This is a genomic window from Halolamina litorea (assembly GCF_026616205.1).
In the GTDB taxonomy this organism is placed as follows: domain Archaea; phylum Halobacteriota; class Halobacteria; order Halobacteriales; family Haloferacaceae; genus Halolamina; species Halolamina litorea.
The window spans coordinates 550,255-573,321 of the sequence record NZ_JANHGR010000001.1 but is presented as its reverse complement, the minus strand read 5'-3'; the positions used below and the strand labels follow the sequence as shown (position 1 = coordinate 573,321).

The following is a 23,067-nucleotide window of genomic DNA, read 5'->3' as shown; positions in this document are numbered from 1 at the left end:
CGGTCGATGCCGACCGCTGGAGATCCAGAGCTCGACACCCCGACGCTCGCGCTGCTGTGGGCAGCCCGCGAGACGGGGCTGTTGCGGGCGCTGCTACGCGAACCCGGTGGGGCACCGGAGGCCGCTGACGCCGCAGGCGTCACCGAGCGCGCGGCGACCATCGTCGTGGACACGCTGGTCGATCTGGGGTTCCTCCACCGCATGGACGACGGCGTCGAGCCGACCAACCGCGCACTGGGGCTGTTGGCGACGCGGGACCTACGTTCGGTGGGAACGACCCCGGCCGCGCTGGACCGCTTCGGCGCCTACGCCGAACTCCCGCGAACGATGCAGACCGGCGTGCCGCCGATGGAACCGGATGACGGGCTCCGCCACCGGCTGGGTGCCGTCGAGGCAACCGACGACGCGACGGTCGACGCCACCGTCGAAGCCGCGCTCGCTGCGGCCCCCGACGCGGAACGCGCGCTCGTGATCGCCGACGGTCCCGGCCCGCACGCCCGTGCGCTCGCCGAGCGCGGCCTCGACGTGACGCTTCTCGACGGGGCCGTGGAGGCGGAGGCCGTCGAGCCGCTGCTGTCGGGCACGTCGGTGACCGTTCGGGCCGCCAGCCTCGCCGACGTGGCGACGACGTTCGACCTCGTGCTCAGCGTCGACGCGGCGTGGCGGGCGTCGCCCGACGAGAACCGCTTTACCGTGGCGGCGGCTGCCGAAACCGTCGCCCCGGGCGGTGCCGCGGTGCTGGTCGAGCCGCTCGGTGACCGCTCGCCGGCGGCGCCACGGGTGGCGACGGCGGCGCTGGCGACCGGGACGGGCCGGCCGTACGACGAGGCGGAGGTGACTGCGTGGTTCGAGGGGGCCGGGTTGGTGGCTGTCGAAACGGCCGACGTGCCGGGGACGCCGTATCAGGCGGTCGCCGGGCGGCGCGAGGAGTAGCGCGCTCCGGGGTCGGCGCCACCGTCGGGTTCAAATAGCCGTATCTCCGAGCCGAGGGTATGGATCCCGCGGTGCTCCGGGACGACATGGTCGACGGGCTGGAACACGACCTCGGCCGGCCCCTCCCGGAGGCCATCGGCGTCGCAATGCGAACGGTTCCCCGACGCGAGTTCGTCGAGGACGCCCCCTACGACAACCGACCGTCGACGAGCGACGGCGCGATCGCGCTCGCGCCGGGGACGGTCGCCCGCCTGCTGACCGCACTCGACCCCCAGGGGGGTGAGGAGGCGCTCGTCGTCGGCGCTGGCGTCGGCTACACGGCCGCCGTGCTCGCCGAGATACTCGACGGCCGGCGCGTTCACGCACTCGACATCTCCCGGCGGCAGGTCTACCGCGCCCGACAGAACCTCGAAGCCGCCGGCTACGGCGAGGTGTTGGTCGACTGCCGCGAAGGCTCGGACGGCCTGCCGGAGTACGCCCCCTACGACCGGATTCTGGTCGAGGCGGCCGTCGTCGAGCCCCCCCGGTCGCTGCTCGAACAGTTGGCCGAGGGTGGCCGGCTGGTGTACCCAAAGGGCAACACAGACCAGACGCTCGTGGCCGTGACCCGGGACACCGACGCCCCGGATGGCTACCGTCGCGTCGACGAGCGCGGGCCGGTCCGGTTCGCGCCGCTGCTGGTCGACGGCGAACAGCCCGGCGTCACCCGGAACCGAACCCACCGGGAGGACCGCGAACACGCGGAGCGTGGCCCCTCCCACGGCTGGGAACACGAGTGGTTGGACTGGGACGAGCGACTCTCCGGGCGCGAGCGCCGGTCGGGTGCTCCCGACTGGGGCGACTACGGCGACCGGCGGTAGGTGGGACTACGGCGACCGGCGATACGGTGACGCCGCGACGACGGCCTGCGGCGTGACGCCGGCGAGCGCCGGCCCGACGAGCAGGTATCGCGGCAGCCCCTCGATCACCGGTGACGATGCGTCCCGGGGCGGAGCCGACCGGCTCACGGCCGGATCACCAGCACGTGGCTGTTCTCGCGCCGGTCGACGAACGACCCCCCAGCCGGCGGCTTCACGTCGAGAGACAGCGTCCCGCGTTCCTGATTGGCCCCCAGCGTCGGCTCCACCGAGACGGTGGCGTTGCCGTCGGCGCCGGTCGTCGCGGTGGCGACGCCGTCGACGCTGGCGGTGCCGCCGTCGACGACGACGGTCGCACCGGACACCGGGCCGCCCTCGGCGTCGACGACTTGCAGCGTCAGGTCCTGTGGCCCCGTCTCGACGACCTCCGTCCGGGGCTGTACGTCGAGTTCGCTGGCCGCGAGGCTCCCGACGCCGTTGACGAGGTTCAGCATCACGCTCAGACAGGCGGCGCCGACGACTAAGGAGACGACGAGGCGGACCGGCAGCCCCTCGATGGCGCGTTCGTCGTCGCGGAGCGTGGCGAGACGGTCGGTGATCGGGTCCCGGATGCGGCTCGGATCGAGCATAGGTCCCCCTGGCCCCGTCACCGTACTTCAAACGCCGGGCGGGAGTTGAAGGGCGATGGCGAGACCACCCTCGCCATGCACGTCGTCGGCCGGCAGACGCGAGAGTCGACTGCGAAGGGGGAGGCACCACCGACCGGGCGTCTGGGGCGCTATCTCGCCCGGGACGACAGTACTGGTGCACCGGTCGGGATCGACCTCGATCACCCCCATGCGGGGCTCGTCGTCGGCAAGCGCGGCGCCGGGAAGTCCCACACACTGGGCGTGCTCGCCGAGGCAGCCGCCCGGGCACGTGGCGTCGCCCCGGTCGTCGTCGACCCGATAGGGGCGTTCGGCGGGCTCACAGCCGATGCTGGCGGGGGAAGAAACGGCGATGGGACGGAGCCGGTGCCGGCGCGCGTCGTCGAACGACCGACGATCCGAGCCGACGCGATCCCGGCGACTGACTGGCCCGAACTGGTCGGGCTTGATCCGGAGAGCGGACCGGGAGCGCTCGTCTGGGACGCAGCCTCGTCGGCGCCGACGCTGTCGGGAATGCTTCAGCAGGTCGAGTCGCTCGAAGCGCCACGCGAACACCAGCGCGCCGCGCGGAACCACTTGGGGCGGGCGAGGGACTGGGACGTGTTCGACCAGGACGGGCTCACAGCAAGTGAGCTGTTCGGCCCGGAAGCGACCGTGCTCTCGCTCGCCGGGGCCGACGACGCGGCGACGAGTGCCGTGGTCGCCGCCGTCGCACGGCTGCTGTACGACGCGCGAACGGGTGACGAAGGCGACCGTCCACCGCGGCTGCCGTGGCTGTTTGTCGACGAGGCCCACGTCGCCGTCGACGGCGTCGCGGGCGCGGCACTCCGGACGCTGTTGACTCGGGGGCGCACGCCGGGCGTGTCGCTCCTGCTGGCGACCCAGCGACCGTCGGCACTCCCTGCAGTCGCGGCCTCGCAGGCGGACCTACTCGTGGCGCACCGACTCACCAGCGGCGCCGACATCGACGCGCTCGCCGCCGCGAGCCCGACGTACCTCACCGGGACGCTCCGGGAGCGACTCCCCTCGGGCCAGGGGGAGGCGCTGATCGTCGACGACGCCACCGAGTCGACTCACAGCGTCCGGATACGGGAGCGACATACCCCCCACGGCGGGCACACGCCGCGGGCGAGCGGGCTCACTGCGAGTCCTCCCGACGCCGGAAGGGAAACCGACAGGTGCGTGGGGCCGAACGAGGACGTGTGAGTCGATCAGACGAACGGGACCGGGTCGGCGCGTGGGACGACGGCATGCCGAGCTTCCGCGAACGGCTCAAGCTGGCGATCCGACAGAGCCCCGTCCGCGGGGTCGTGGTACTGCTCCTGCTCCTGTTGGGGCTGAGCTTCCTCGTCGCTGGGATCGTCGCCTTCCGTGACGCGATCTGGGCTGCGGTCGTCGACGCCGCGTCGGGGCTGTTGGCCGGCGAGCCGCTGGCTATCCTCGGCGCGGCGGTGGTTCTCGTGGCGGTGGGCGTGCCGATCCTGCTCTTGCGGCGGGGCTGACTACAGTCGCTCGCGCTCCAGCGCTTCCCGGATCGTCGTCGTGAGCGCTTCGAGCGCGGGCGTCCCCGACAGTTCCGGGAGTGCGTCCTCGTAGGCTGCGAGCGTGCCGGAGACGAACGTCCCCTCGCCCGCGGGGCTGCTTCCCTGTCCACCCTCCGAGTCGTCGCCAGCGGCGTCGACGTGGTCGCCGGAGACGACTGCCCCGGCGTCGTCGGCGGCGACGAGCAGGCCGTACTCCCCGCCGACCGCCATCAGTTCCTCGCGCGCGGCCTCGGGGAGGTCGCCGGCGGCGAACGTGAGTGTCACCGCGAGCGCGGGGTCGACGCCGTCGTGCTCTCGGATCAGCGTGTTCCGTGCGACTTCCCGCGGCGTAACGCCGGTGAGTTCGGCGGCGTGGACGCCCGCCTCGTCGTCGCCATCGTGGGCGGCCGGGCCGCTTTCGACCGCGCGTCGGTCACCGAGGAAGTCGGCGACGGCAACAGCGTCGGCCGTCTCGGGCACGTCGTGGGTTCGGACGATGTCGGCGCCGCGCTCGACCTCCATCGTCGCCGCGGCGATGCTGACGGCGAGCTGGTCCTCGGTCTCGGGCCGGTCGGCGATGTCGCCGAGGAAGTCCTCGCGGTTGGTGGCGGTCAGGATCGGCCGGTTGAACGCGCGGAACTCCCGGAGGCGACGGAACATCTCCCAGTTGTCCTCGTAGGTCTTCTCGTCGTACCAGCCGCCGAAGGCCGGGTCGATGATCGTCTTCTCGGTGAAACCGCCGCGGGCCAGCGCGGCGAAGCAGTCGTCGATGGAGCGGAGGTGGCCCGGCGACTGGATGTCCGGCGGCGACGCCATCTTCACCACGGCGGCGTCGTGTGCCGCACACACGTCTGGCATGTCGGGGTCCGCGAAGCCACACACGTCGTTGACCATGTCGAAACCGCCCTCGAGGGCCGCATCGGCGACCTCGGCGTAGCGCGTCTCGATCGACCAGACGGCGTCGACCTCGGCGGCGTCGAGGACCTCCAGCGCGCGTTCGAGCCGCTCGAGTTCGGTGTCGACGGCCTGCCACGGGTTCTTCGGGTTCGAGGACTGCAGTCCCACGTCGATGATGTCGGCACCCTCGGCCGCCATCTCCTCGGCGTGCTCGACGGCGTGCTCCACGTCGCCCCACGTGCTGGGGCCGTAGTTCGACTCGACGCTCATGTTCAGCACGCCCATGATCCGCGGCGGGTGACCCTCCCCGACGGGGAGGCCGGCGATGTCGACGGGGTTCATGGTTCCACGTCCGAGGGCTCGGGGAAAGGTGTGCTGGATGTGGCACCGAGTCCGGCCGGCACGAGCCACGAACGTGCCGCTCCCGATGGGTTCAACACCGGTCGGCGACCACCTCCGGGCGTGATCGACGACGCCCTGGGTGATCGGTCGCTCGTGGTCGCCTCGAACCGTGAGCCGTACGTCCACGACTACGACGACGGGGAGCCGACGGTCGAGCGCCCCACGGGAGGGCTCGTGACCGCACTCGACGGCGTCGTCGCCGAGACCGGCGGGACGTGGGTCGCGTGGGGCAGCGGCGACGCCGACTTCGACCCCGCGGTGGCACCGAACGGCCGGGTGGACCTGCCACCGGAGGTGGCGACCGGCGATAGCGACGACCGGCCGGGCTACACGCTCTCGCGGTTGGACCTGCCGCGGCGGCTGGTCGAGAACTACTACTACGGCTACAGCAACCAGGTGCTCTGGCCGATCTGCCACCTCGAAGCCGACCCGGTGAACGTCGCCCCCGACTTCGCCCCGGCCTACCGCGAGGCGAACCGCCGCTTCGCCGAGCGGATCTGCGACGCCGACCCCGACGTGGTCTGGTTCCAGGACTACCACCTCGCGCTGGCGCCGGGCGACGTCCGAGAGGCCATCCCCGACGCGCGACTGGTGCACTTCTGGCACGTCCCGTGGCCGACGCCGGAGTTCTTCGAGATCTGCCCGCAGGCGACCGAACTGCTCCGCGGGCTGCTCGGCAACGACGCGGTCGGCTTCCACCTCGACCGCTACGCCGCGAACTTCCGGGAGTGCGTGGCCCGATTCGTCCCCGACGCGGCGCTGACCCCGGCCGGCGAGATCCGCTACGAGGGGCGGACCGTCGAGACGTACGCCTCGCCGATCGGCGTCGATACCGACCGCGTCGCCGCGAACGCCGCGAGCGACGCCGCCGAGCACTACTGGGAGCGCGTCGCCGCGCGCTACGACCTGCCCGCGGACCGCTCGATCGTGCTCGGCGTCGACCGCCTCGACTACACGAAGGGGATCGTCGAGCGCCTCGACGCACTCTCGTACCTGCTGGAGCAGAACCCAGGGCTCGTCGGCGAGTTCACCTACGTCCAGAAGGGGACCCGAACGCGCGACCGCATTCCGGCCTACCGGCGCTACTACGACGACGTCCGCGCCCGGATCAACGAACTGGACCGGGTCCACGGGACCGAGGACTGGACGCCGGCCATCTACATCGAGGAGGGCATCGACGACCGCGAGTTGGCCGGGCTGTACCGGCACGCCGACGTGGCGGTGGTGAGTTCGCGGCGGGACGGGATGAACCTCGTCGCCAAGGAGTTCGTCGCCGCGCAGGGCGCCACGGCCGCCGACACCCCCGGTGTGCTCGTTCTCAGCCGATTCGTCGGCGCCGCCGAGGCGCTCTGCCCGGCGGCGCTCCCGGTCAACCCCTACGACGTGTCGGGGTTCGCGTCGACGATCGGCGAGGCGCTCGGGATGGACGCCGACGAACGGCGCGAGCGGATTGGGACGATGCAGGCGGCGGTCCGGGAACAGGACATCGACGCGTGGCTGGCGGCACAGAAGCAGGTACTCACGGGAACGGCGTCGGTCGTCGCCGACGACTGACGCGGTTGGAGAAGCCGAGAGCGCGAGCGTCACGCTACCGGGTCGGGAGAGAGTGAGAGAACGAGCGTTTCGCTCGGGGGTTGAGTTAGAGAGAGAAGACGCCCGGAGCGGGATTTGAACCCGCGTCACGACCGTGACAGGGTCGTATGATGGGCCACTACACCATCCGGGCACGCTTTCAGGCCGCTGCCTTACTACACTCAATCGTATTGCCGTCGGCTAGATAAGGCTTGTTATCCATCGTCGCCATGGGACGAATACGCGTGCCGTGGTGTCGCCGATGACGCCGACGCGACCGGGCCGCTGGTGACCACGCGACCATCCCGCGTGCGTCAACCGCTCGCGCACGCGCGACCTACATTAGCAAGCGTTATATGGCGCCGGCTAAAATACGGCCGTAGTATCTCGTGACCGATTCTCTGAACGCCCCACACCTATGGTAGACGTAAGCCAACACGAACTGGTTCCGGAGCACACACTCCTCGATGAGCCCGAGATCGAGGAGGTGCTGGAGGAGTACCAAGTGAAGAAGACGAACCTACCCAAAATCAAGCGCAGGGATCCCGCCCTGCCCAAGGAGGCAGAGCCCGGCGACGTCGTTCGCATCGAGCGCGACTCGCGCACCACAGACACCGCCGTCGTCTACAGACTGGTGGTCGAATAATGGACCGAGAAGACCGCCGTGCGGTCTCCCGGGAGTACTTCTCCCAGGAGCGTCTGGCGGAGCACCACTTCCGGTCGTTCAACAACTTCCTCGACCGCGGCATGCAGGACGTCGTCGACGAGAAGGAGACGATCGGCACCGACATCGGCGACAAGGAAGGACAGGAGCCCGTCTGGGTCGAACTCGGCAACGTCCGTATCCTGACGCCGCGGGTCCGCGAGGCCGACGGCTCCGAGGAGCTGCTCTACCCGCAGGAGGCCCGCCTGCGCAACATCACCTACGCCGCCCCCGTGTTCATGGAGATGTCCATCGTTCGCGGCGGCGAGGAGGAGCCCGAGGAGGTCGTCGACCAGACCGAGACGAAGGTCGGCCGCATGCCGATCATGGTCGGCTCGAACAAGTGTAACATCGACGGCTTCACCGACGAGGAACTGGTCGACATCGGCGAGGACCCCGTCGACCCCGGCGGCTACTTCATCGTCAACGGCTCCGAGCGCGTGCTGATGACCAGCGAGGACCTCGCGCCGAACAAGATCCTCGCGGAGCACGACACGAAGTACGGCGACGACATCCAGGTGGCCAAGACGTTCTCCCAGCGCCGTGGCTACCGCGCGCTCGTGCTGTGTGAGCGCAACCGCGAGGGGCTGCTCGAAGTGAGCTTCCCCTCCGTCTCCGGCTCCGTGCCGTTCGTGACGCTGGTCCGTGCCCTCGGGCTGGAGTCCGACGAGGAGATCGTCCACCGCGTCTCGGAGGACCCCGAGATCGTGAAGTTCATGCTGGAGAACTTGGAGGAAGCCGACGTCCAGACCGAGGAGGGCGCCATCGAGACCCTCGGGAAGCGCGTCGCCTCCGGCCAGGGCAAGAACTACCAGCTGAAGCGGGCGAACTACGTCATCGACCGCTACCTGCTCCCGCACCTCCACGAGGAGGGCGTCGAGGAGGAGGACGTCCGCATCAACAAGGCGTACTACCTCTGCCGGATGGCCGAGGCGTGTTTCGAACTCGCCCTCGGTCGACGCGACTCCGACGACAAGGACCACTACTCCAACAAGCGCCTCAAGGTCAGCGGCGACCTGATGAAGGACCTGTTCCGGACCGCGCTGAACAAGCTCTCCCGGGACGTGAAGTACCAGCTCGAGCGCGCCAACATGCGGAACCGTGACCTCAGCGTCAACACGGTCGTCCGCTCGGACGTGCTGACCGAGCGCCTCGAACACCCGATCGCCACCGGGAACTGGGTCGGTGGCCGTTCGGGCGTCTCCCAGCTGGTCGACCGAACCGACTACATGGGCGTTCTCTCCCACCTGCGACGGCTGCGCTCGCCGCTCAGCCGCTCCCAGCCCCACTTCGACGCGCGTGACCTGCACGCGACCCAGTGGGGCCGTATCTGTCCCTCCGAAACGCCGGAGGGGCCCAACTGTGGCCTCGTGAAGAACTTCGCACAGGCGATGGAGCTCTCCCAGCACGTCGAGGACGAGCGCGAACTCAAGCGCGAACTCGACGACATGGGCGTCGAAGGCATCCCCGGTATCGAGGGCGTCGAACGAACCACACCCGCGGACGACTGAGATGGCAGGAAAACAGCAACGACCTGCGAAGGTCTACGTGAACGGCAGCCTCGTGGGGACGCACCCCGACCCCCACGAGCTGGCAGCACAGATCCGAGACTCCCGCCGACAGGGCGAGGTCAGCGAGATGGTCAACGTCGCGGTCAAGGACCGCACCCGCGAGGTCATCGTCAACGCCGACGCGGGCCGCGCGCGCCGCCCGCTGATCGTCGTCGACGACGGCGAGCCCCGCCTGGCCGACGAGCACGTCGAGGCCGTCAAGGACGACGAACTCGAGTTCAGCGACCTCGTCGACCGCGGAATCGTCGAGTTCATCGACGCCGAGGAGGAGGAGGACATCCTCGTCGCCGTCGACGAGGAGGACGTGACCGAGGACCACACGCACCTCGAGGTCGACCCGCAGCTGATCTTCGGGATCGGCGCCGGGATGATCCCCTACCCCGAACACAACGCGTCGCCGCGTATCACGATGGGCGCGGGGATGATGAAGCAGTCACTCGGGATCCCGAGCGCGAACTACCGGATCCGACCGGACACGCGCCAGCACCTCCTGCACTACCCGCAGCTGTCGATGGTCAAGACACAGACCACCGAGCAGATCGGGTTCGACGAGCGACCCGCGGCCCAGAACTTCACGGTCGCGGTCATGTCCTACGAGGGGTTCAACATCGAGGACGCGCTGGTCATGAACCAGGGGTCGGTCGAGCGTGGCCTCGCCCGCTCGCACTTCTTCCGCACCTACGAGGGTGAGGAGCGCCGCTACCCCGGCGGTCAGGAGGACCGCTTCGAGACGCCCTCGCAGGACGTGCGCGGTGCACGCGGTGAGGACGCCTACACGCACCTCGACGAGGACGGCCTCGTCAACCCCGAGACGAAGGTCGACGAGAACTCGGTGCTGCTGGGCAAGACCTCGCCGCCCCGGTTCCTCGAGGAGCAGGAGGACCTCGGCGGGCTCTCGCCCCAGAAGCGACGGGAGACCTCGGTCACGATGCGGTCCGGCGAGGACGGCATCGTCGACACGGTCACGCTGATGGAGGGCGAGGACGGTTCGAAGCTCTCGAAGGTCTCGGTGCGCGACGAGCGGATCCCCGAACTCGGGGACAAGTTCGCGTCCCGGCACGGCCAGAAGGGTGTCGTGGGCCACCTCGCACCCCAGGAGGACATGCCGTTCACCGAGGAAGGGCTCATCCCCGACCTCGTGATGAACCCCCACGCGCTCCCCTCGCGGATGACCGTGGGCCACGTGCTGGAGATGCTCGGCGGCAAGGTCGGCGCGCTCGAAGGGCGCCGCGTCGACGGGACCGCCTTCCAGGGCGAGGGCGAGGACGAACTCCGCAGCAGCCTCGAGGAGCGCGGCTTCAAGTCCTCGGGCAAGGAGGTCATGTACTCCGGCGTCACCGGCGAGAAGATCGACGCGGAGATCTTCGTCGGGACGATTTTCTACCACAAGCTGTACCACATGGTGAGCAACAAGCTGCACGCCCGCTCGCGCGGGCCGGTGCAGGTGCTCACCCGCCAGCCCACCGAGGGGCGCGCCCGCGAGGGTGGGCTCCGTGTGGGCGAGATGGAGCGTGAGGTGCTGATCGGGCACGGTGCCGCGATGGCGCTGAAGGAACGACTGCTCGACTCCTCGGACCGCGAGACGGTGTACATCTCGGAGGACACCGGGATGGTGGCGGTCGAGGACGTGGAGCAGCGCCGGGTGTACGACCCCATCACGAAAGACGAGGACAACATCCACGAGTTGGAGGTCAGCTACGCGTTCAAGCTCCTGCTCGACGAGATGAAGGCGCTCGGCATTCGACCCAAGCTGGAACTGGAGGACGCAGTATAAATGTCAATCTCAGGCTCACCCAAGGAGATCGGCGAGATCAGCTTCGGCCTGATGGACCCGGAAACGTACCGGGACATGTCCGCGACGAAGGTGATCACCGCCGACACGTACGACGACGACGGCTACCCCATCGACATGGGGCTCATGGACCCCCGACTCGGGGTCATCGACCCCGGGCTGGAGTGTCGAACCTGCGGTCAGCACTCGGGCTCGTGTAACGGCCACTTCGGCCACATCGAGCTCGCGGCGCCGGTGATCCACGTCGGCTTCGCCAAGCTGATCCGCCGCCTGCTGCGCGGTACCTGCCGTGACTGCGGCCGCCTCTCGCTCACCGAGGACGAGCAGGCCGAGTACGCGGAGCGACTGAAGCGCGCCAAGGAGCTCGGCGACGACCCCGACGACGTGCTCAAGGCCGCGATCCGACAGGCCCGGAAGGCCTCCCGCTGTCCGTACTGTGGCGAGACCCAGTACGACATCAAACACGAGAAGCCGACCACCTACTACGAGGTACAGGACGTGCTGGCCGGCGAGTACTCGGACATGATCGCCGAGGCGATGCAGCCCGACGACGAGGACGAGGAGGGGATGGCCCCGACCGACCTCGCCGACCGGACCGGCATCGCGCTCGACCGCGTCAACGACATCCTGAGCGGCGAGTTCCGTCCCCGCGAGGACGACCGCAAGGAACTCGAGAAGGCGCTGGACATCGACCTCACCGAGGAGGACGAGAACAAGCTGATGCCCAGCGACATCCGGGACTGGTTCGAGGACATCCCGAACGAGGACCTGGCGAACATCGGCGTCAACCCCGAGACCTCCCGGCCCGAGTGGATGATCATGACGGTGCTGCCGGTCCCGCCGGTCACCACTCGTCCCTCGATCACGCTGGACAACGGCCAGCGCTCCGAGGACGACCTGACCCACAAGCTGGTGGACATCATCCGTATCAATCAGCGGTTCATGGAGAACCGCGAGGCGGGTGCGCCCCAGCTGATCATCGAGGACCTCTGGGAGCTGCTCCAGTACCACGTCACCACGTTCGTCGACAACGAGATCTCCGGGACGCCGCCGGCCCGGCACCGGTCGGGGCGGCCGCTGAAGACCCTCTCCCAGCGACTGAAGGGGAAGGAGGGTCGCTTCCGTGGCTCGCTTTCGGGTAAGCGTGTGAACTTCTCGGCGCGTACCGTGATCTCGCCGGACCCGACGCTCTCGCTGAACGAGGTCGGCGTCCCCGAGCGCGTCGCGCGAGAGATGACCCAGACGATGAACGTCTCCGAGCGCAACATCGAGGAGGCACGGACCTACGTCCGGAACGGCCCCGAGGGCCACCCCGGCGCCAACTACGTCAAGCGGCCCGACGGCCGCCGACTGAAGGTCACCGAGAAGAACTGTGAGGAGCTCGCGGAGAAGGTCCAGCCCGACTGGGAGGTCTCCCGGCACCTGACCGACGGCGACATCATCGTGTTCAACCGACAGCCGTCGCTGCACCGGATGTCGATCATGGCTCACGAGGTCGTCGTGATGCCGTACAAGACGTTCCGCCTGAACACGACGGTCTGTACGCCGTACAACGCCGACTTCGACGGCGACGAGATGAACATGCACGCCCTCCAGAACGAGGAGGCCCGTGCGGAGGCCCGCGTCCTGATGCGCGTTCAGGAGCAGATGCTCAGCCCGCGCTTCGGGAAGAACATCATCGGCGCCATTCAGGACCACATCAGCGGGACCTACCTGCTGACCCGGAACAACCCGACGTTCTCGGAGAACCAGGCGCTGGACCTGCTCCGTGCGACGAGCGTCGACGAGCTGCCCGAGGCTGACGGCGAGGAGGACGGCCAGCCGTACTGGACCGGCCGAACGGTGTTCTCGGAGCTCCTCCCCGACGACCTCAACCTCGAGTTCATCTCCGAGGCCGACGACGAGGTCGTCATCGAGGACGGACAGCTGATCCAGGGGACGATCGACGAGGGCGCCGTCGGTGCGTTCGGTGGCGACATCGTCGACACGATCACCAAGGAGTACTCGAAGACGCGCGCACGCGTATTCGTCAACGAGGTGGCGACGCTCGCGATGCGCTCGATCATGCACTTCGGGTTTTCGATCGGGATCGACGACGAGTCCATCCCGGCCGCGGCGGGCGAGCAGGTCGACGAAGCCATCGACGACGCCCACGAGCGCATCGAGGAGCTGATCGAGACCTACCGTGCGGGGGACCTCAACTCGATCCCCGGCCGAACGGTCGACGAGACGCTCGAACTGAAGATCATGCAGACGCTGGGCAAGGCGCGTGACTCCGCCGGGGAGATCGCCGACGACTACTTCGCCGACGACAACCCGGCCGTGGTCATGGCCCGTTCCGGTGCACGTGGGTCGATGCTGAACCTGACCCAGATGGCCGGTTCCGTCGGCCAGCAGACCGTCAGTGGCGAGCGCATCAACCGTGGCTACGAGGACCGCACCCTCAGCCACTACAAGCGCGACGACCTCTCGGCGGCGCCCCACGGCTTCGTCGAGAACTCCTACCGCTCGGGGCTGACCCCGCGTGAGTTCTTCTTCCACGCGATGGGTGGCCGCGAGGGGCTGGTGGACACGGCAGTCCGGACCTCGAAGTCCGGCTACCTCCAGCGCCGCCTCATCAACGCGCTCTCGGAACTGGAAGCGCAGTACGACGGCACCGTCCGGGACACCTCCGGCACCGTCGTCCAGTTCGAGTTCGGCGAGGACGGCACCTCGCCGGTCAACGTCGCCTACGACGAGGACGACCCCGTCGACGTGGAGGCGATCACCCAGCGCGTGCTGGACGCCGAGTTCAGCAGCGAGGACCAGAAGGCTCGCTTCCTCGGCGAGAAGCAGGAGGAGACCAACATCTCGGAGTACGCCGGTCCCGGCCTGAACAAGGCGGGACAGGGGGTGAGCGATGACTGATGCCGACGCGCTCCCCGAGAGCTTCGAACACATCGACGAGGACACCGAGACGCTCGTCGAGGGGACCGACCTCCCGCGGCGACTGAAGGACCGGGTCTACGGCGCCATCGAGGAGAACGAGGGCGCGACACCCGAACAGATCGACGAGATCGTCAAGGCCGTCGTCACCCGCTACGACGAGACCCGCGTCGACGCGCTCGACCCCGTCGGGACGGTGTCGGCCCAGTCGATCGGTGAGCCGGGGACCCAGCTTACGATGAACACGTTCCACTTCGCGGGGGTCGCGGAGATCGACGTGACACAGGGACTGCCCCGACTGATCGAACTCGTCGACGCCCGGAAGACGCCGGACACGCCGACGATGACGGTCCACCTCGACGGCGAGTACGCGACCGACCGCGACAAGGCCCGCGAGGTCGTCTGGCAGATCGAGGCGACGAAGGTGCTCGCACTGGGGAACGTCTCGACCAACGTCGCGGACATGCAGGTCACGATCGACCTGAACGAGGAGACGCTCCAGAAGCGCTGGCCGACCTACGACGACGTGGGCACCATCGCCGAGGAGATACAGGACACCATCGAGAGCGAACTCAAGGTGGCGACCAAGCGCAAGGGGACCGCCATCGCCTTCGGCCCCGAGCAGCCCAGCTACCGCGAACTGCTCCAGTTGGTCGAAGAGCTCCGCGAAGTCGTGTTCAAGGGGATCGAGGAGGTCTCCCGCGTCGTCATCCGGAAGGAAGAGATGGACGACAGCGACGAGGAGGAGTTCGTCCTCTACACCGAGGGGTCGGCGTTCGGCGACGTGCTCGAGATCGAGGGCGTCGACACCAGCCGCTCGACGTGTAACAACATCCACGAGATCCACAAACAGCTCGGGATCGAGGCCGCCCGGGAGACGATCATCAACGAGACCCAGGAGACCCTGCAGGAACAGGGGCTCGACGACGTGAACGTCCGGCACCTGATGCTGGTGGCGGACATCATGACCAACCGCGGGACGATCGAGTCGATCGGTCGCCACGGGATCTCGGGGTCGAAGGACTCCGTGCTCGCCCGCGCGGCGTTCGAGGTCACCGTCAACCACCTGCTCGACGCCGCGATCCACGGCGAGGTCGACGACCTCGACGGCGTGATCGAGAACGTGATCGTCGGGAAGCCGGTCTCGATCGGAACCGGCGACGTGGACCTCCGCATGGGCTCGGCGTCGACGCCGAAGTCCGCCGACGACTGATGGGTCGGCTCTCCGAGTCGACGGCGGGTCGCCGATGACGGTCACGCTGTCGGACGACGCACGGCAGTACATCGCCGCCTTCGCCGACGCGACCGGCGTCACGCCGACTGACTGTCTGGTCGAGGAGGATCGGATCGTGTTCGTCGTGCCCGCCGGCGAGATGGGCGCGGCCATCGGCCCGGACGGCGAAACCGTCGCCGCCGCCGAGGAGCAGTTGAACACCCGCGTCGACCTCGTGGAGGACGCCGACGACCCGGCCGCGTTCGTCGCGAACTGCCTCGCGCCCGCGGCCGTGCGCAACGTCACCCTGTCGACGCAGGGTGGCAGCACGGTCGCGTACGTCGAGGTGCCACAGGGCGACCGCGGGGTCGCCATCGGCGCCGGCGGGGAGTCGATCGAGACCGCCCGGCGGCTGGCTGCCCGCCACTTCGACGTGGACGACGTGCAGTTGGCCTGAATCGGGGCAGCCGCCCCACGAAGCATTTATGCAGACCGTTCGACAGGAGAGCCGTGGCCCGCCAGAAGCCCTCCCGTCGTCAGCTGTTGGCCGGCAGCGTCGTAGCCATCGCCGGCAGCGCCGGCTGCCTTTCGGCGACGCCGACCGACGAGGCGACGACCGAAACGGGAACCCCGCCGGAACGACTCACCGAACTCTCGGTCGCGGACTTCTTCCAGTACTTGCTGTCGGGGACGCATCCGACCGTCCACCGGAAGGCCGGACAGCAGTACGTCGTCGTCCGGCTCGAACGGGGGGCGAGGAATCACATGACCCTCTATCTCGACGGCGAGGCGGTCGACCGGGCCTCCCGGGAACCGGTAAAGGAGGACGACACCGTCACGGCCGTGTTCGCGGTGTCGAAAGACCGGACCGTCGAGCGGGGGGAACTGCGCCTCGGCGGATCGACGTTCCGGACGTTGCCCCCGGAGACGATCAGCCGGCTGAACGAGCCGCCCGTCTTCGAGGTCGGGGAGCCGTCGGTCTCGCCCGCCGAGATCGAGCCCGAACAGCGCACAGAGGTGACGGTCACGTTCACGGTGACGAACCACGGCGAGGGGACGGGGACGTTCGGGGCGAGCCTGTCAGGGCCAGCGTCCGGGTCGGACCTCGTGAGGACGACGCTCGATCCGGGAGAGGAGCGGGAACTCAGCCCGACGACGACACGTTACGGGGGGGAGGAGCAGGCACGCGTCTGGCTCGACTGGGGCGTCGACAGGTGGTCGACCGAGATTCCCGTGACGGCGACCGAGACGCCGTCGACGGCTAGTGAGTGAAACGGGCTCAGATCGGATTAGCGATACCGCTAATCAGTTCTCCGGCCGTTTCGCCCTCACGAAAGGGGACGCTTAAGTGGCTCCGTCGAAAAGTCCGGGTATGGCGAACGGCAAATACGCCGCGCGGAAACTCAAGAAGGACCGCCAGAAGCGGCGGTGGTCCGACTCGGAGTACGCGCGCCGAGAGCGAGGACTGCGCGAGAAATCCGACCCCCTCGAGGGTGCCCCCCAGGGGCGCGGGATCGTCCTGGAGAAGGTCGGTATCGAGGCAAAGCAGCCGAACTCGGCCATCCGAAAGTGTGTCCGTGTTCAGCTGATCAAGAACGGGAAGCAGGTCACCGCGTTCTGTCCCGGTGACGGTGCGATCTCGTTCATCGACGAGCACGACGAGGTCACGATCGCCGGGATCGGTGGCTCGAAGGGTCGTGCGATGGGTGACATCTCGGGTGTCAACTACAAGGTCGAGAAGGTCAACGGTGTCTCGATGATCGAACTGGTTCGCGGTAACGCGGAGAAACCCGTCCGATGAGCGAGGAAGAAGCCGCCGAGGCCGACGCCGAGACCGAGGAGGTCGAAGCCGAAGCCGAGGAGACGACGGAGGAGACCTCGACGGGCGCCGACCTCTTCGGCGTCTGGGACGTTTCCGAGATCGAGTACACCGACCCCTCGACCCAGCGCTACCTCAACGTGACCCCCATCGCGCACACGATGGGCCGTCACGCGAGCAAGCAGTTCGAGAAGTCCGAGATCAGCGTGGTCGAGCGACTGATCAACCGCCTCATGCAGACCGAGGACAACACCGGCGACAAACAGAAGGCGACGCGCATCGTGCGCGACGCGTTCGACATCGTTCACGAGCAGAGCGAGGAGAACCCGGCACAGGTTCTCGTCACTGCCGTCGAGAACGCGGCCCCCCGCGAGGAGACCGTCCGCCTGAAGTACGGCGGGATCTCGGTCCCGAAGGCCGTCGACGTGGCGCCCCAGCGCCGTGTCGACCAGGGGCTGAAGTTCATCGCGGTCGGCACGCTCAACGCCTCCCGAAAGACGACTACGTCCGCCTCGGAGGCGCTCGCCCAGCAGCTACTCGGCGCCGCCGACTACGACGTGAGCGCGTACCCGATCTCCCAGAAGGAGGAGACCGAGCGCGTCGCGGCCGCGGCCCGCTAAGCGGTTCTCTCTCTCTCTCTCTTTCGTTTTCTCACTTCCCTACGAGCGACGGCGCCGGTCGGCCGGAGACCCGCCGGCAGAAGGAATTTACTCCGGGCGCGTCGAGTGAGAATCATGGATCACGCGCTCTCCCGCCGCGCGCTGCTTGCCCTCTCCACGGTCGGCCTCGCGGGCTGTAGCACGCCCGACGACGCCATCGGAGACGAGGACCCCGCTGACGAGGACGGTCCCGAGGAGTACGACCGACGCCTCGGCCACGACGAGACGGCGTGGGCCGGCTACGACCCCGAGTGGTCGGCGCCGACCGCCGCCGCCGAGCCGGAGTTGGAAGTCGAGGTGCTGGCCGAGACCCTCGAAATCCCGTGGGACCTCTCCTTCGGCGGGAACGGCGACCTGTTCCTGACCGAGCGGCCCGGGCAGGTGCTGCGCTACGCGGACGGCGAGGTGACGCCGCTGTTCGAGCCGGCCGGCTCCATCGACGGCGGCTCGGTGCCGCCGGGCAGCGACGAGAAGAGTTGGTTCGTCGACGGCGGCGAGGGCGGGACGATGGGTGTGGAAGTCCACCCGAACTACCCCGAGGTACCGCTGGTGTACGTCTGCTACACCGCCGACGACGGTGAGGAGCCGGTCGTTCGGCTGGCGGCGTTCGACCCCGACAGCGAGACCCCCGGCGAGCCGGTCGAGACGCTGCTCGAAGCGCCGGCGAAAGTCGGGACCAACGCGTTCATCCACAACGGCGGCCGGCTCCGGTTCGGCCCCGCGAACTACCTCTGGATGACGACCGGCGACGCCGGCAGCGGCGAACTCGCGGCCGACCCAGACTCGCTGGCCGGGAAGACGCTCCGCGTCGATACGTCGGGTGAGGGCGCCGACGGCAACGAGAGCGGCGGTGACGCCCGGGTGTACTCCGTCGGCCACCGGAACCCGCAGGGGCTGAGTTGGCTCCCCGATACGACGCCGGTGGTCAACGAGCACGGCCCCGGCCCGGACGAACTCAACGCCATCGAGACCGGGAGCGAGTACGGCTGGCCCGAGGCCCGCCAGCCCGACGAGTACGAGGGGACCGACTACGGGCGCCCCATCGCCAGTTCCCGGGTCGAGGGGACGACGTGGGCGCCGTCGGGGTCGTCGTTCTACCGCGGCGACGGCGTGCCGACGCTTCGCAACCGCCTGCTTGTGGGCTGTCTGGCCGAGCAGCGCGTCAAGTCGTTCACGCTGACGCCGCCGGATGGTGAGCCGCCGGCACTCGGGGAGACGGGCCACCGACAGGACGCCGACTGGCTGTCCGAGGGCTACACTGTGACGAGTCACGACCTGCTGGAGAACGATCTCGGGCGGGTGCGACACGTCGAGGAGGGCCCCGATGGCGCGCTCTACGCCATCACGTCGAACCGGGACGGGCGGGCGAACGCCCCGTTCCCGATGGAGTACGACGACGTGTTGGTCCGGATCACCGAGCGTTAGTCGGCACCGCCGACGTACTCCCGGGTCATGTCGACCAGCGCCTTGCGGTACTCACTCTCCGTCGGGTCGTCCGAGAGCGACCGGAACGCATCGGCGAAGCGTTCGACGCTGACCCCGGGTGCGTCGTCGGCCGCGGCGTGGGCGAGGTCGTAGATCCGGTGGTCGTCGTCGACGAGATCGTGGCGTTCGACGAGCGCGAGCGCGAAGCCGGCGTTAACCGCGGTGATCTCCGGATCGGAGCCGGGCGTGGCGAGCTGCCACCCCGTGGGGACGACGGGCGGCCGGTCCGCGACGGCGTCGGCCAGCCGCGACTCCAGGAACGTCACCAGTTTCGCGCCGGGGGCGACCGAGAGCGTGATGTCGTCGGCGTAGATGTCCTTCATGTGGTTGGCGAGCTGGTGGACGTGGGCCAGCTTCCGGCGCTCGACGCGCTTGCCCGCCAACGCGAGGAAGATGGCCTCGTCCGTCGACTGGTGGTGTGAGGGGTGGTTCTGCTCGTAGCGGGCCATGTGTGAGAGTTCGTGCAGCGCCAGTTCCCGACCCATCGCGCTGGTGGCCGCCTGCCGAGAGATGTTGAGGACGTGTCGGTCCTCGTAGTGACCGGCCCACGTCCGTTCGTCGGGGTCGTCGCGAACGTGTACTTCGACGGGGAGATCGATCCGACTCTCGGTTTCGAGGAGGTCTGCTGCGCCGAGGAACGGCTCGGCGGGGCCGTTCTCGGGGAGTCGTAGATCCATGTGTATGACTACCACGGTTTCGAGGATTAAGACGGTTTCGGGGGTGTGAGACGGCGGGGGGCGGTCGCCTGCTCGATGGCGGGTACGAGATGCAGTAAGGGCAGGAACTTTTGGCGCAGCGCCGGGAAGGGCGGGCGTGATCGACAGGCTGGAGGAGTGGTGGGCGGCACCGGCGCCGTCGCTCCCCCTCTCCGCGCGCGACGTGCTCTCCCACGCGGGCCGTGACATCACCAAGGGCCTCCCGCTCTACCTCGCGGTCGCCGGCTGGCAGTACGTCACCGTCGGCGTCCCCGGGGCGACGCTTGTCCTCGGTGCCGGCGTCGCGCTGCTGACAGCGTTCGTCGCCGGCGTCCTCGGGGCGCTGGATCACCAGTACCGCGCGGCTGTCGCGTTCGGGGTCACTATCGCCGTGGTCGGGCAGTTGGGCCCGTACGTCGACGGACTCGGCGCGAGCGAGGGCTACGTCCGTACCGCCGCGCTCGTGGTCCTCGTGGCCGCCGGCCTCAGCGCCGTCGTCGGCTACGCCGAAGTGCGTCGACTGGAGTCGCCCGGGGCCGTGGAGTAACGGTTAACGGGTCGGTCCACCAACACGATCTCGTGGACAACGTCCTCACCCGGTTCGACGACCGGATTCGGGCCATCGGCGACCCCGACCCGCCGGCGTCGCCGCTCACCCTCCGGGCAGCCACGGGCTACCTGCTCCGGCGAGCGACGCCGGCGCTGGTGCCGGTGGTCGTCGCGGTCGTGATGCAGTTCGTCGTGTCGAACCCCCTCAGCGGCGTGTTGACCGCGACTGGTGCGGTCGGGGCCGCCGTCGGTGGCGTCGCCGGCGCCGCTCTCGCGTTGGAGCGACGGGGTGCCACCCTCGTCGCAGTTGTGGCCGCGACGGCGCTGGTGGTCGGGCCCGTCGTGGCCGTCGCCGACGGCTCCGGGGACCTCTTCGCGGTCCATCTGGGCCTGTTCGGCGTCGTCACGCTGTTCGTCGTGGCGGTCTGCTACGCCGAGACGGCGAGCCTGCGCCGCGCCGACGGCGGCGGGCGATCAGCGTGAACGGATCGGCCGGCAACGAGGGTCAGACACCCGTGTGCCGGTGGCACACCCCGCTTGCCGAAACACTACCCTTTTGACCCCGCCACGGGTAGCCCACGCCAATGGGCCGACGTAAGAAAATCGTCCAAGAGTGTGAGCGACTGATGGACACGCCGGAGAACATCCGGAACATCGCCATCGCCGCTCACGTCGACCACGGGAAGACGACGCTTTCGGACAACCTCCTCGCAGGCGCGGGGATGATCTCCGAGGGTACCGCCGGCGAACAGCTCGCCATGGACACGAAGGAAGACGAGCAGGAACGTGGGATCACCATCGACGCGGCGAACGTTTCGATGACCCACGAGTACGAGGACACCAACCACCTCATCAACCTGATCGACACTCCGGGCCACGTCGACTTCGGTGGCGACGTGACCCGAGCGATGCGTGCCGTCGACGGCGCGCTTGTGGTGGTCGACGCCGTCGAGGGCGCGATGCCCCAGACGGAGACGGTGCTCCGACAGGCGCTCCGTGAGGGTGTGAAGCCGACCCTGTTCATCAACAAGGTCGACCGCCTCATCTCCGAACTGCAGGAAGGCGAGGAGGAGATGCAGGAGCGACTGCTCGGCGTCATCGCGGACGTGAACGAACTCATCCGCGGGATGATCGAGGAGATGGACGACATCGACGACGACTGGACGGTCTCCGTCGAGGACGGTACCGTCGGGTTCGGCTCGGCGCTCTACAAGTGGGGCGTCTCGATGCCGTCGATGCAGCGCACCGGGATGGACTTCGGGGACATCATCGAGCTCGAGCAGAACGACAAGCGCGACGAGCTCCACGAGCGGACGCCGCTCTCGGACGTCGTGCTCGACATGGTCTGTGAGCACTTCCCGAACCCCGTCGACGCACAGCCCCGCCGTGTCCCGCGCATCTGGCGTGGCGACGCCGAGTCCGAGCTGGCCGAGGACATGCGGCTGGTCAACGAGGACGGCGAGGTCGTCTTCATGGTGACCGACATCTCGATGGACCCCCACGCCGGCGAGATCGCCACGGGTCGTGTCTTCTCCGGGACTCTGGAGAAGGGCCAGGACCTGTTCGTCTCCGGCACCGCCGGCAAGAACCGGATCCAGTCCGTCGGGCTGTTCATGGGGAGTGAGCGTGAGGAAGTAAACCGCGTGCCCGCGGGGAACATCGCCTCGGTCACCGGCCTGCGCGACGCTATCGCCGGTTCCACCGTCTCCTCAGTCGATATGACGCCGTTCGAGTCGATCGAGCACATCTCCGAGCCGGTGATCACGAAGTCCGTCGAGGCCCAGACCATGGACGACCTGCCGAAGCTGATCGAGACGCTCCAGCAGGTCGCCAAGGAGGACCCGACGATCCAGATCGAGATCAACGAGGACACCGGGGAGCACCTCATCTCCGGGCAGGGTGAGCTCCACCTCGAAGTGATCACCCAGCGTATCGAGAAGGAGCAGGGCATCCCGGTCAACACCGGTGAGCCCATCGTGGTCTACCGCGAGCAGCCCCAGGAGGAGTCCCGAGAGGTCGAAGGGGTCTCGCCGAACCGCCACAACAAGTTCTACATCTCCATCCACCCGATGGGGCAGGACATCGTCGACGCGATCCAGCTCGGCGAGGTCTCGATGGACATGCCCGAACTGGAGCGCCGTGAAGCGCTGCAGGAGGCCGGCATGGACAAGGACACGTCCCAGAACGTGGAGCACATCCACGGGACGAACATCCTGATCGACGACACGAAGGGTATCCAGCACCTCAACGAGACGATGGAGCTGGTGGTCGAGGGGCTCTCCGAGGCGCTCGACGACGGCCCGCTGGCCGCCGAGCCCGTGCAGGGGACGCTGCTCCGACTGCACGACGCCCGACTCCACGAGGACACCATCCACCGTGGCCCGGCACAGGTGATCCCCGCAGTCCGTGAGGCCGTTCACCGCGCGTTGATCGACGGCGAGATCCGCCTGCTGGAGCCGATCCAGAACGTCCGCATCGACGTTCCGTCCGAGCACATGGGTGCGGCGTCCGGCGAGATCCAGGGCCGCCGTGGCCGCGTCGACGACATGTACCAGGAGGGTGGCCTCATGGTCGTCGAGGGCATCGCGCCCGTCGGCGAGATGATCGGCTTCTCCAGCGACATCCGGAGCGCGACCGAGGGCCGTGCCTCCTGGAACACGGAGAACGCCGGCTTCCGCGTCATGGCCGACAACCTCCAGCGTGAGAAGATCATGGAGATCCGCGAGCGTAAGGGCATGAAGCTCGAACTGCCCGAGTCGATCGACTACCTCTAAGCAGCGCGGCTTCTCCCGTTCTTTCTCCGTTCTTTCTTCGGTACCCAGTAG

The 23,067-nt window shown here is 68.5% G+C and carries 21 protein-coding genes and 1 tRNA gene; 18 read left to right on the top strand and 4 right to left on the bottom strand.

Annotated elements, in window-relative coordinates:
- Positions 1-6: 6 nt before the first annotated feature.
- Together NO998_RS03120 and NO998_RS03115 are read left to right on the top strand one after the other, a co-directional pair.
- Positions 7-933 (top strand): class I SAM-dependent methyltransferase, encoded by a 927-nt coding sequence (locus tag NO998_RS03120; RefSeq protein WP_267645572.1) that lies wholly within the window; start codon positions 7-9, stop codon positions 931-933.
- A 59-nt stretch (positions 934-992) separates the two neighbouring features.
- The gene (locus tag NO998_RS03115; protein ID WP_267645570.1) at positions 993-1,793 is read left to right on the top strand and encodes a protein-L-isoaspartate O-methyltransferase family protein; all 801 of its coding nucleotides are present in this window, start codon (positions 993-995) and stop codon (positions 1,791-1,793) included.
- A 143-nt stretch (positions 1,794-1,936) separates the two neighbouring features.
- On the opposite strand, the gene NO998_RS03110 is transcribed toward NO998_RS03115, so the two are convergent.
- Positions 1,937-2,419, bottom strand: coding sequence for a DUF7382 domain-containing protein (locus tag NO998_RS03110; protein ID WP_267645569.1), 483 nt, complete (start codon positions 2,417-2,419; stop codon positions 1,937-1,939).
- A 75-nt stretch (positions 2,420-2,494) separates the two neighbouring features.
- Here NO998_RS03110 and NO998_RS03105 point away from each other — a divergent pair, with 75 nt between their 5' ends.
- A complete protein-coding gene (locus tag NO998_RS03105; RefSeq protein ID WP_267645568.1) occupies positions 2,495-3,643 on the top strand; it encodes an ATP-binding protein in 1,149 nt (382 codons plus the stop codon).
- On the top strand, positions 3,640-3,939 hold the full coding sequence (locus NO998_RS03100) for a hypothetical protein (RefSeq protein WP_267645566.1): 300 nt from the start codon (positions 3,640-3,642) through the stop codon (positions 3,937-3,939). The genes NO998_RS03105 and NO998_RS03100 overlap by 4 nt, the downstream gene beginning before the upstream one ends.
- Here the strand turns inward: NO998_RS03100 and folP are convergent, their stop codons facing one another.
- Positions 3,940-5,199, bottom strand: a complete 1,260-nt coding sequence (gene folP, locus NO998_RS03095) for a dihydropteroate synthase (RefSeq protein WP_267645565.1) — start codon at positions 5,197-5,199, stop codon at positions 3,940-3,942. It lies immediately after the preceding gene.
- A gap of 120 nt (positions 5,200-5,319) precedes the next feature.
- Between folP and NO998_RS03090 the strand changes: the two genes are divergently transcribed.
- Positions 5,320-6,813, top strand: coding sequence for an alpha,alpha-trehalose-phosphate synthase (UDP-forming) (locus NO998_RS03090; protein WP_267645564.1), 1,494 nt, complete (start codon positions 5,320-5,322; stop codon positions 6,811-6,813).
- Between the two features lie 99 nt (positions 6,814-6,912).
- On the opposite strand, the gene NO998_RS03085 is transcribed toward NO998_RS03090, so the two are convergent.
- A tRNA-Asp gene (locus NO998_RS03085) sits at positions 6,913-6,985 on the bottom strand.
- A 264-nt stretch (positions 6,986-7,249) separates the two neighbouring features.
- On the opposite strand from NO998_RS03085, the gene NO998_RS03080 reads away from it, so the two are divergent.
- The 10 genes from NO998_RS03080 (at position 7,250) to NO998_RS03035 (ending at position 18,938) form a co-directional block, all read left to right on the top strand.
- A complete protein-coding gene (locus NO998_RS03080) occupies positions 7,250-7,477 on the top strand; it encodes a DNA-directed RNA polymerase subunit H (RefSeq protein WP_267645563.1) in 228 nt (75 codons plus the stop codon).
- Positions 7,477-9,045 (top strand): DNA-directed RNA polymerase subunit B'', encoded by a 1,569-nt coding sequence (locus NO998_RS03075; protein WP_267645562.1) that lies wholly within the window; start codon positions 7,477-7,479, stop codon positions 9,043-9,045. Before NO998_RS03080 ends, NO998_RS03075 begins: the two co-directional genes overlap by 1 nt.
- A 1-nt stretch (position 9,046) precedes the next feature.
- Positions 9,047-10,879: a DNA-directed RNA polymerase subunit B gene (gene rpoB, locus NO998_RS03070; RefSeq protein ID WP_267645561.1), complete on the top strand. Its 1,833-nt coding sequence runs from the start codon at positions 9,047-9,049 to the stop codon at positions 10,877-10,879.
- Positions 10,880-13,804 carry a DNA-directed RNA polymerase subunit A' gene (locus NO998_RS03065; protein ID WP_267645560.1) on the top strand — a complete coding sequence of 975 codons (2,925 nt, stop codon included), beginning with the start codon at positions 10,880-10,882 and terminating at the stop codon, positions 13,802-13,804. It begins immediately after the preceding gene.
- Positions 13,797-15,035: a DNA-directed RNA polymerase subunit A'' gene (gene rpoA2 / locus NO998_RS03060; protein WP_267645559.1), complete on the top strand. Its 1,239-nt coding sequence runs from the start codon at positions 13,797-13,799 to the stop codon at positions 15,033-15,035. The genes NO998_RS03065 and rpoA2 overlap by 8 nt, the downstream gene beginning before the upstream one ends.
- A 34-nt stretch (positions 15,036-15,069) precedes the next feature.
- Positions 15,070-15,492 (top strand): NusA-like transcription termination signal-binding factor, encoded by a 423-nt coding sequence (locus NO998_RS03055; protein WP_267645558.1) that lies wholly within the window; start codon positions 15,070-15,072, stop codon positions 15,490-15,492.
- A 53-nt stretch (positions 15,493-15,545) separates the two neighbouring features.
- Positions 15,546-16,307: a hypothetical protein gene (locus tag NO998_RS03050; RefSeq protein WP_267645557.1), complete on the top strand. Its 762-nt coding sequence runs from the start codon at positions 15,546-15,548 to the stop codon at positions 16,305-16,307.
- A 100-nt stretch (positions 16,308-16,407) separates the two neighbouring features.
- Entirely contained in the window at positions 16,408-16,836 is a 429-nt protein-coding gene (locus NO998_RS03045; RefSeq protein ID WP_267645556.1) for a 30S ribosomal protein S12, read from the top strand.
- Positions 16,833-17,474, top strand: coding sequence for a 30S ribosomal protein S7 (locus NO998_RS03040; RefSeq protein WP_267645555.1), 642 nt, complete (start codon positions 16,833-16,835; stop codon positions 17,472-17,474). The genes NO998_RS03045 and NO998_RS03040 overlap by 4 nt, the downstream gene beginning before the upstream one ends.
- A gap of 114 nt (positions 17,475-17,588) precedes the next feature.
- Positions 17,589-18,938, top strand: a complete 1,350-nt coding sequence (locus NO998_RS03035) for a PQQ-dependent sugar dehydrogenase (RefSeq protein WP_267645554.1) — start codon at positions 17,589-17,591, stop codon at positions 18,936-18,938.
- Here NO998_RS03035 and NO998_RS03030 read toward each other — a convergent pair.
- The gene (locus NO998_RS03030; protein WP_267645553.1) at positions 18,935-19,675 is read right to left on the bottom strand and encodes a DUF5781 family protein; all 741 of its coding nucleotides are present in this window, start codon (positions 19,673-19,675) and stop codon (positions 18,935-18,937) included. The genes NO998_RS03035 and NO998_RS03030 overlap by 4 nt on opposite strands.
- A 136-nt stretch (positions 19,676-19,811) precedes the next feature.
- Here NO998_RS03030 and NO998_RS03025 point away from each other — a divergent pair, with 136 nt between their 5' ends.
- The 3 genes from NO998_RS03025 (at position 19,812) to NO998_RS03015 (ending at position 23,016) form a co-directional block, all read left to right on the top strand.
- Entirely contained in the window at positions 19,812-20,240 is a 429-nt protein-coding gene (locus tag NO998_RS03025; protein WP_267645552.1) for a hypothetical protein, read from the top strand.
- A gap of 32 nt (positions 20,241-20,272) precedes the next feature.
- Positions 20,273-20,725, top strand: coding sequence for a hypothetical protein (locus tag NO998_RS03020; RefSeq protein ID WP_267645551.1), 453 nt, complete (start codon positions 20,273-20,275; stop codon positions 20,723-20,725).
- Positions 20,726-20,826: 101 nt separating this feature from the next.
- Positions 20,827-23,016 (top strand): elongation factor EF-2, encoded by a 2,190-nt coding sequence (locus NO998_RS03015; RefSeq protein WP_267645549.1) that lies wholly within the window; start codon positions 20,827-20,829, stop codon positions 23,014-23,016.
- The last annotated feature ends 51 nt before the right edge of the window (positions 23,017-23,067 follow it).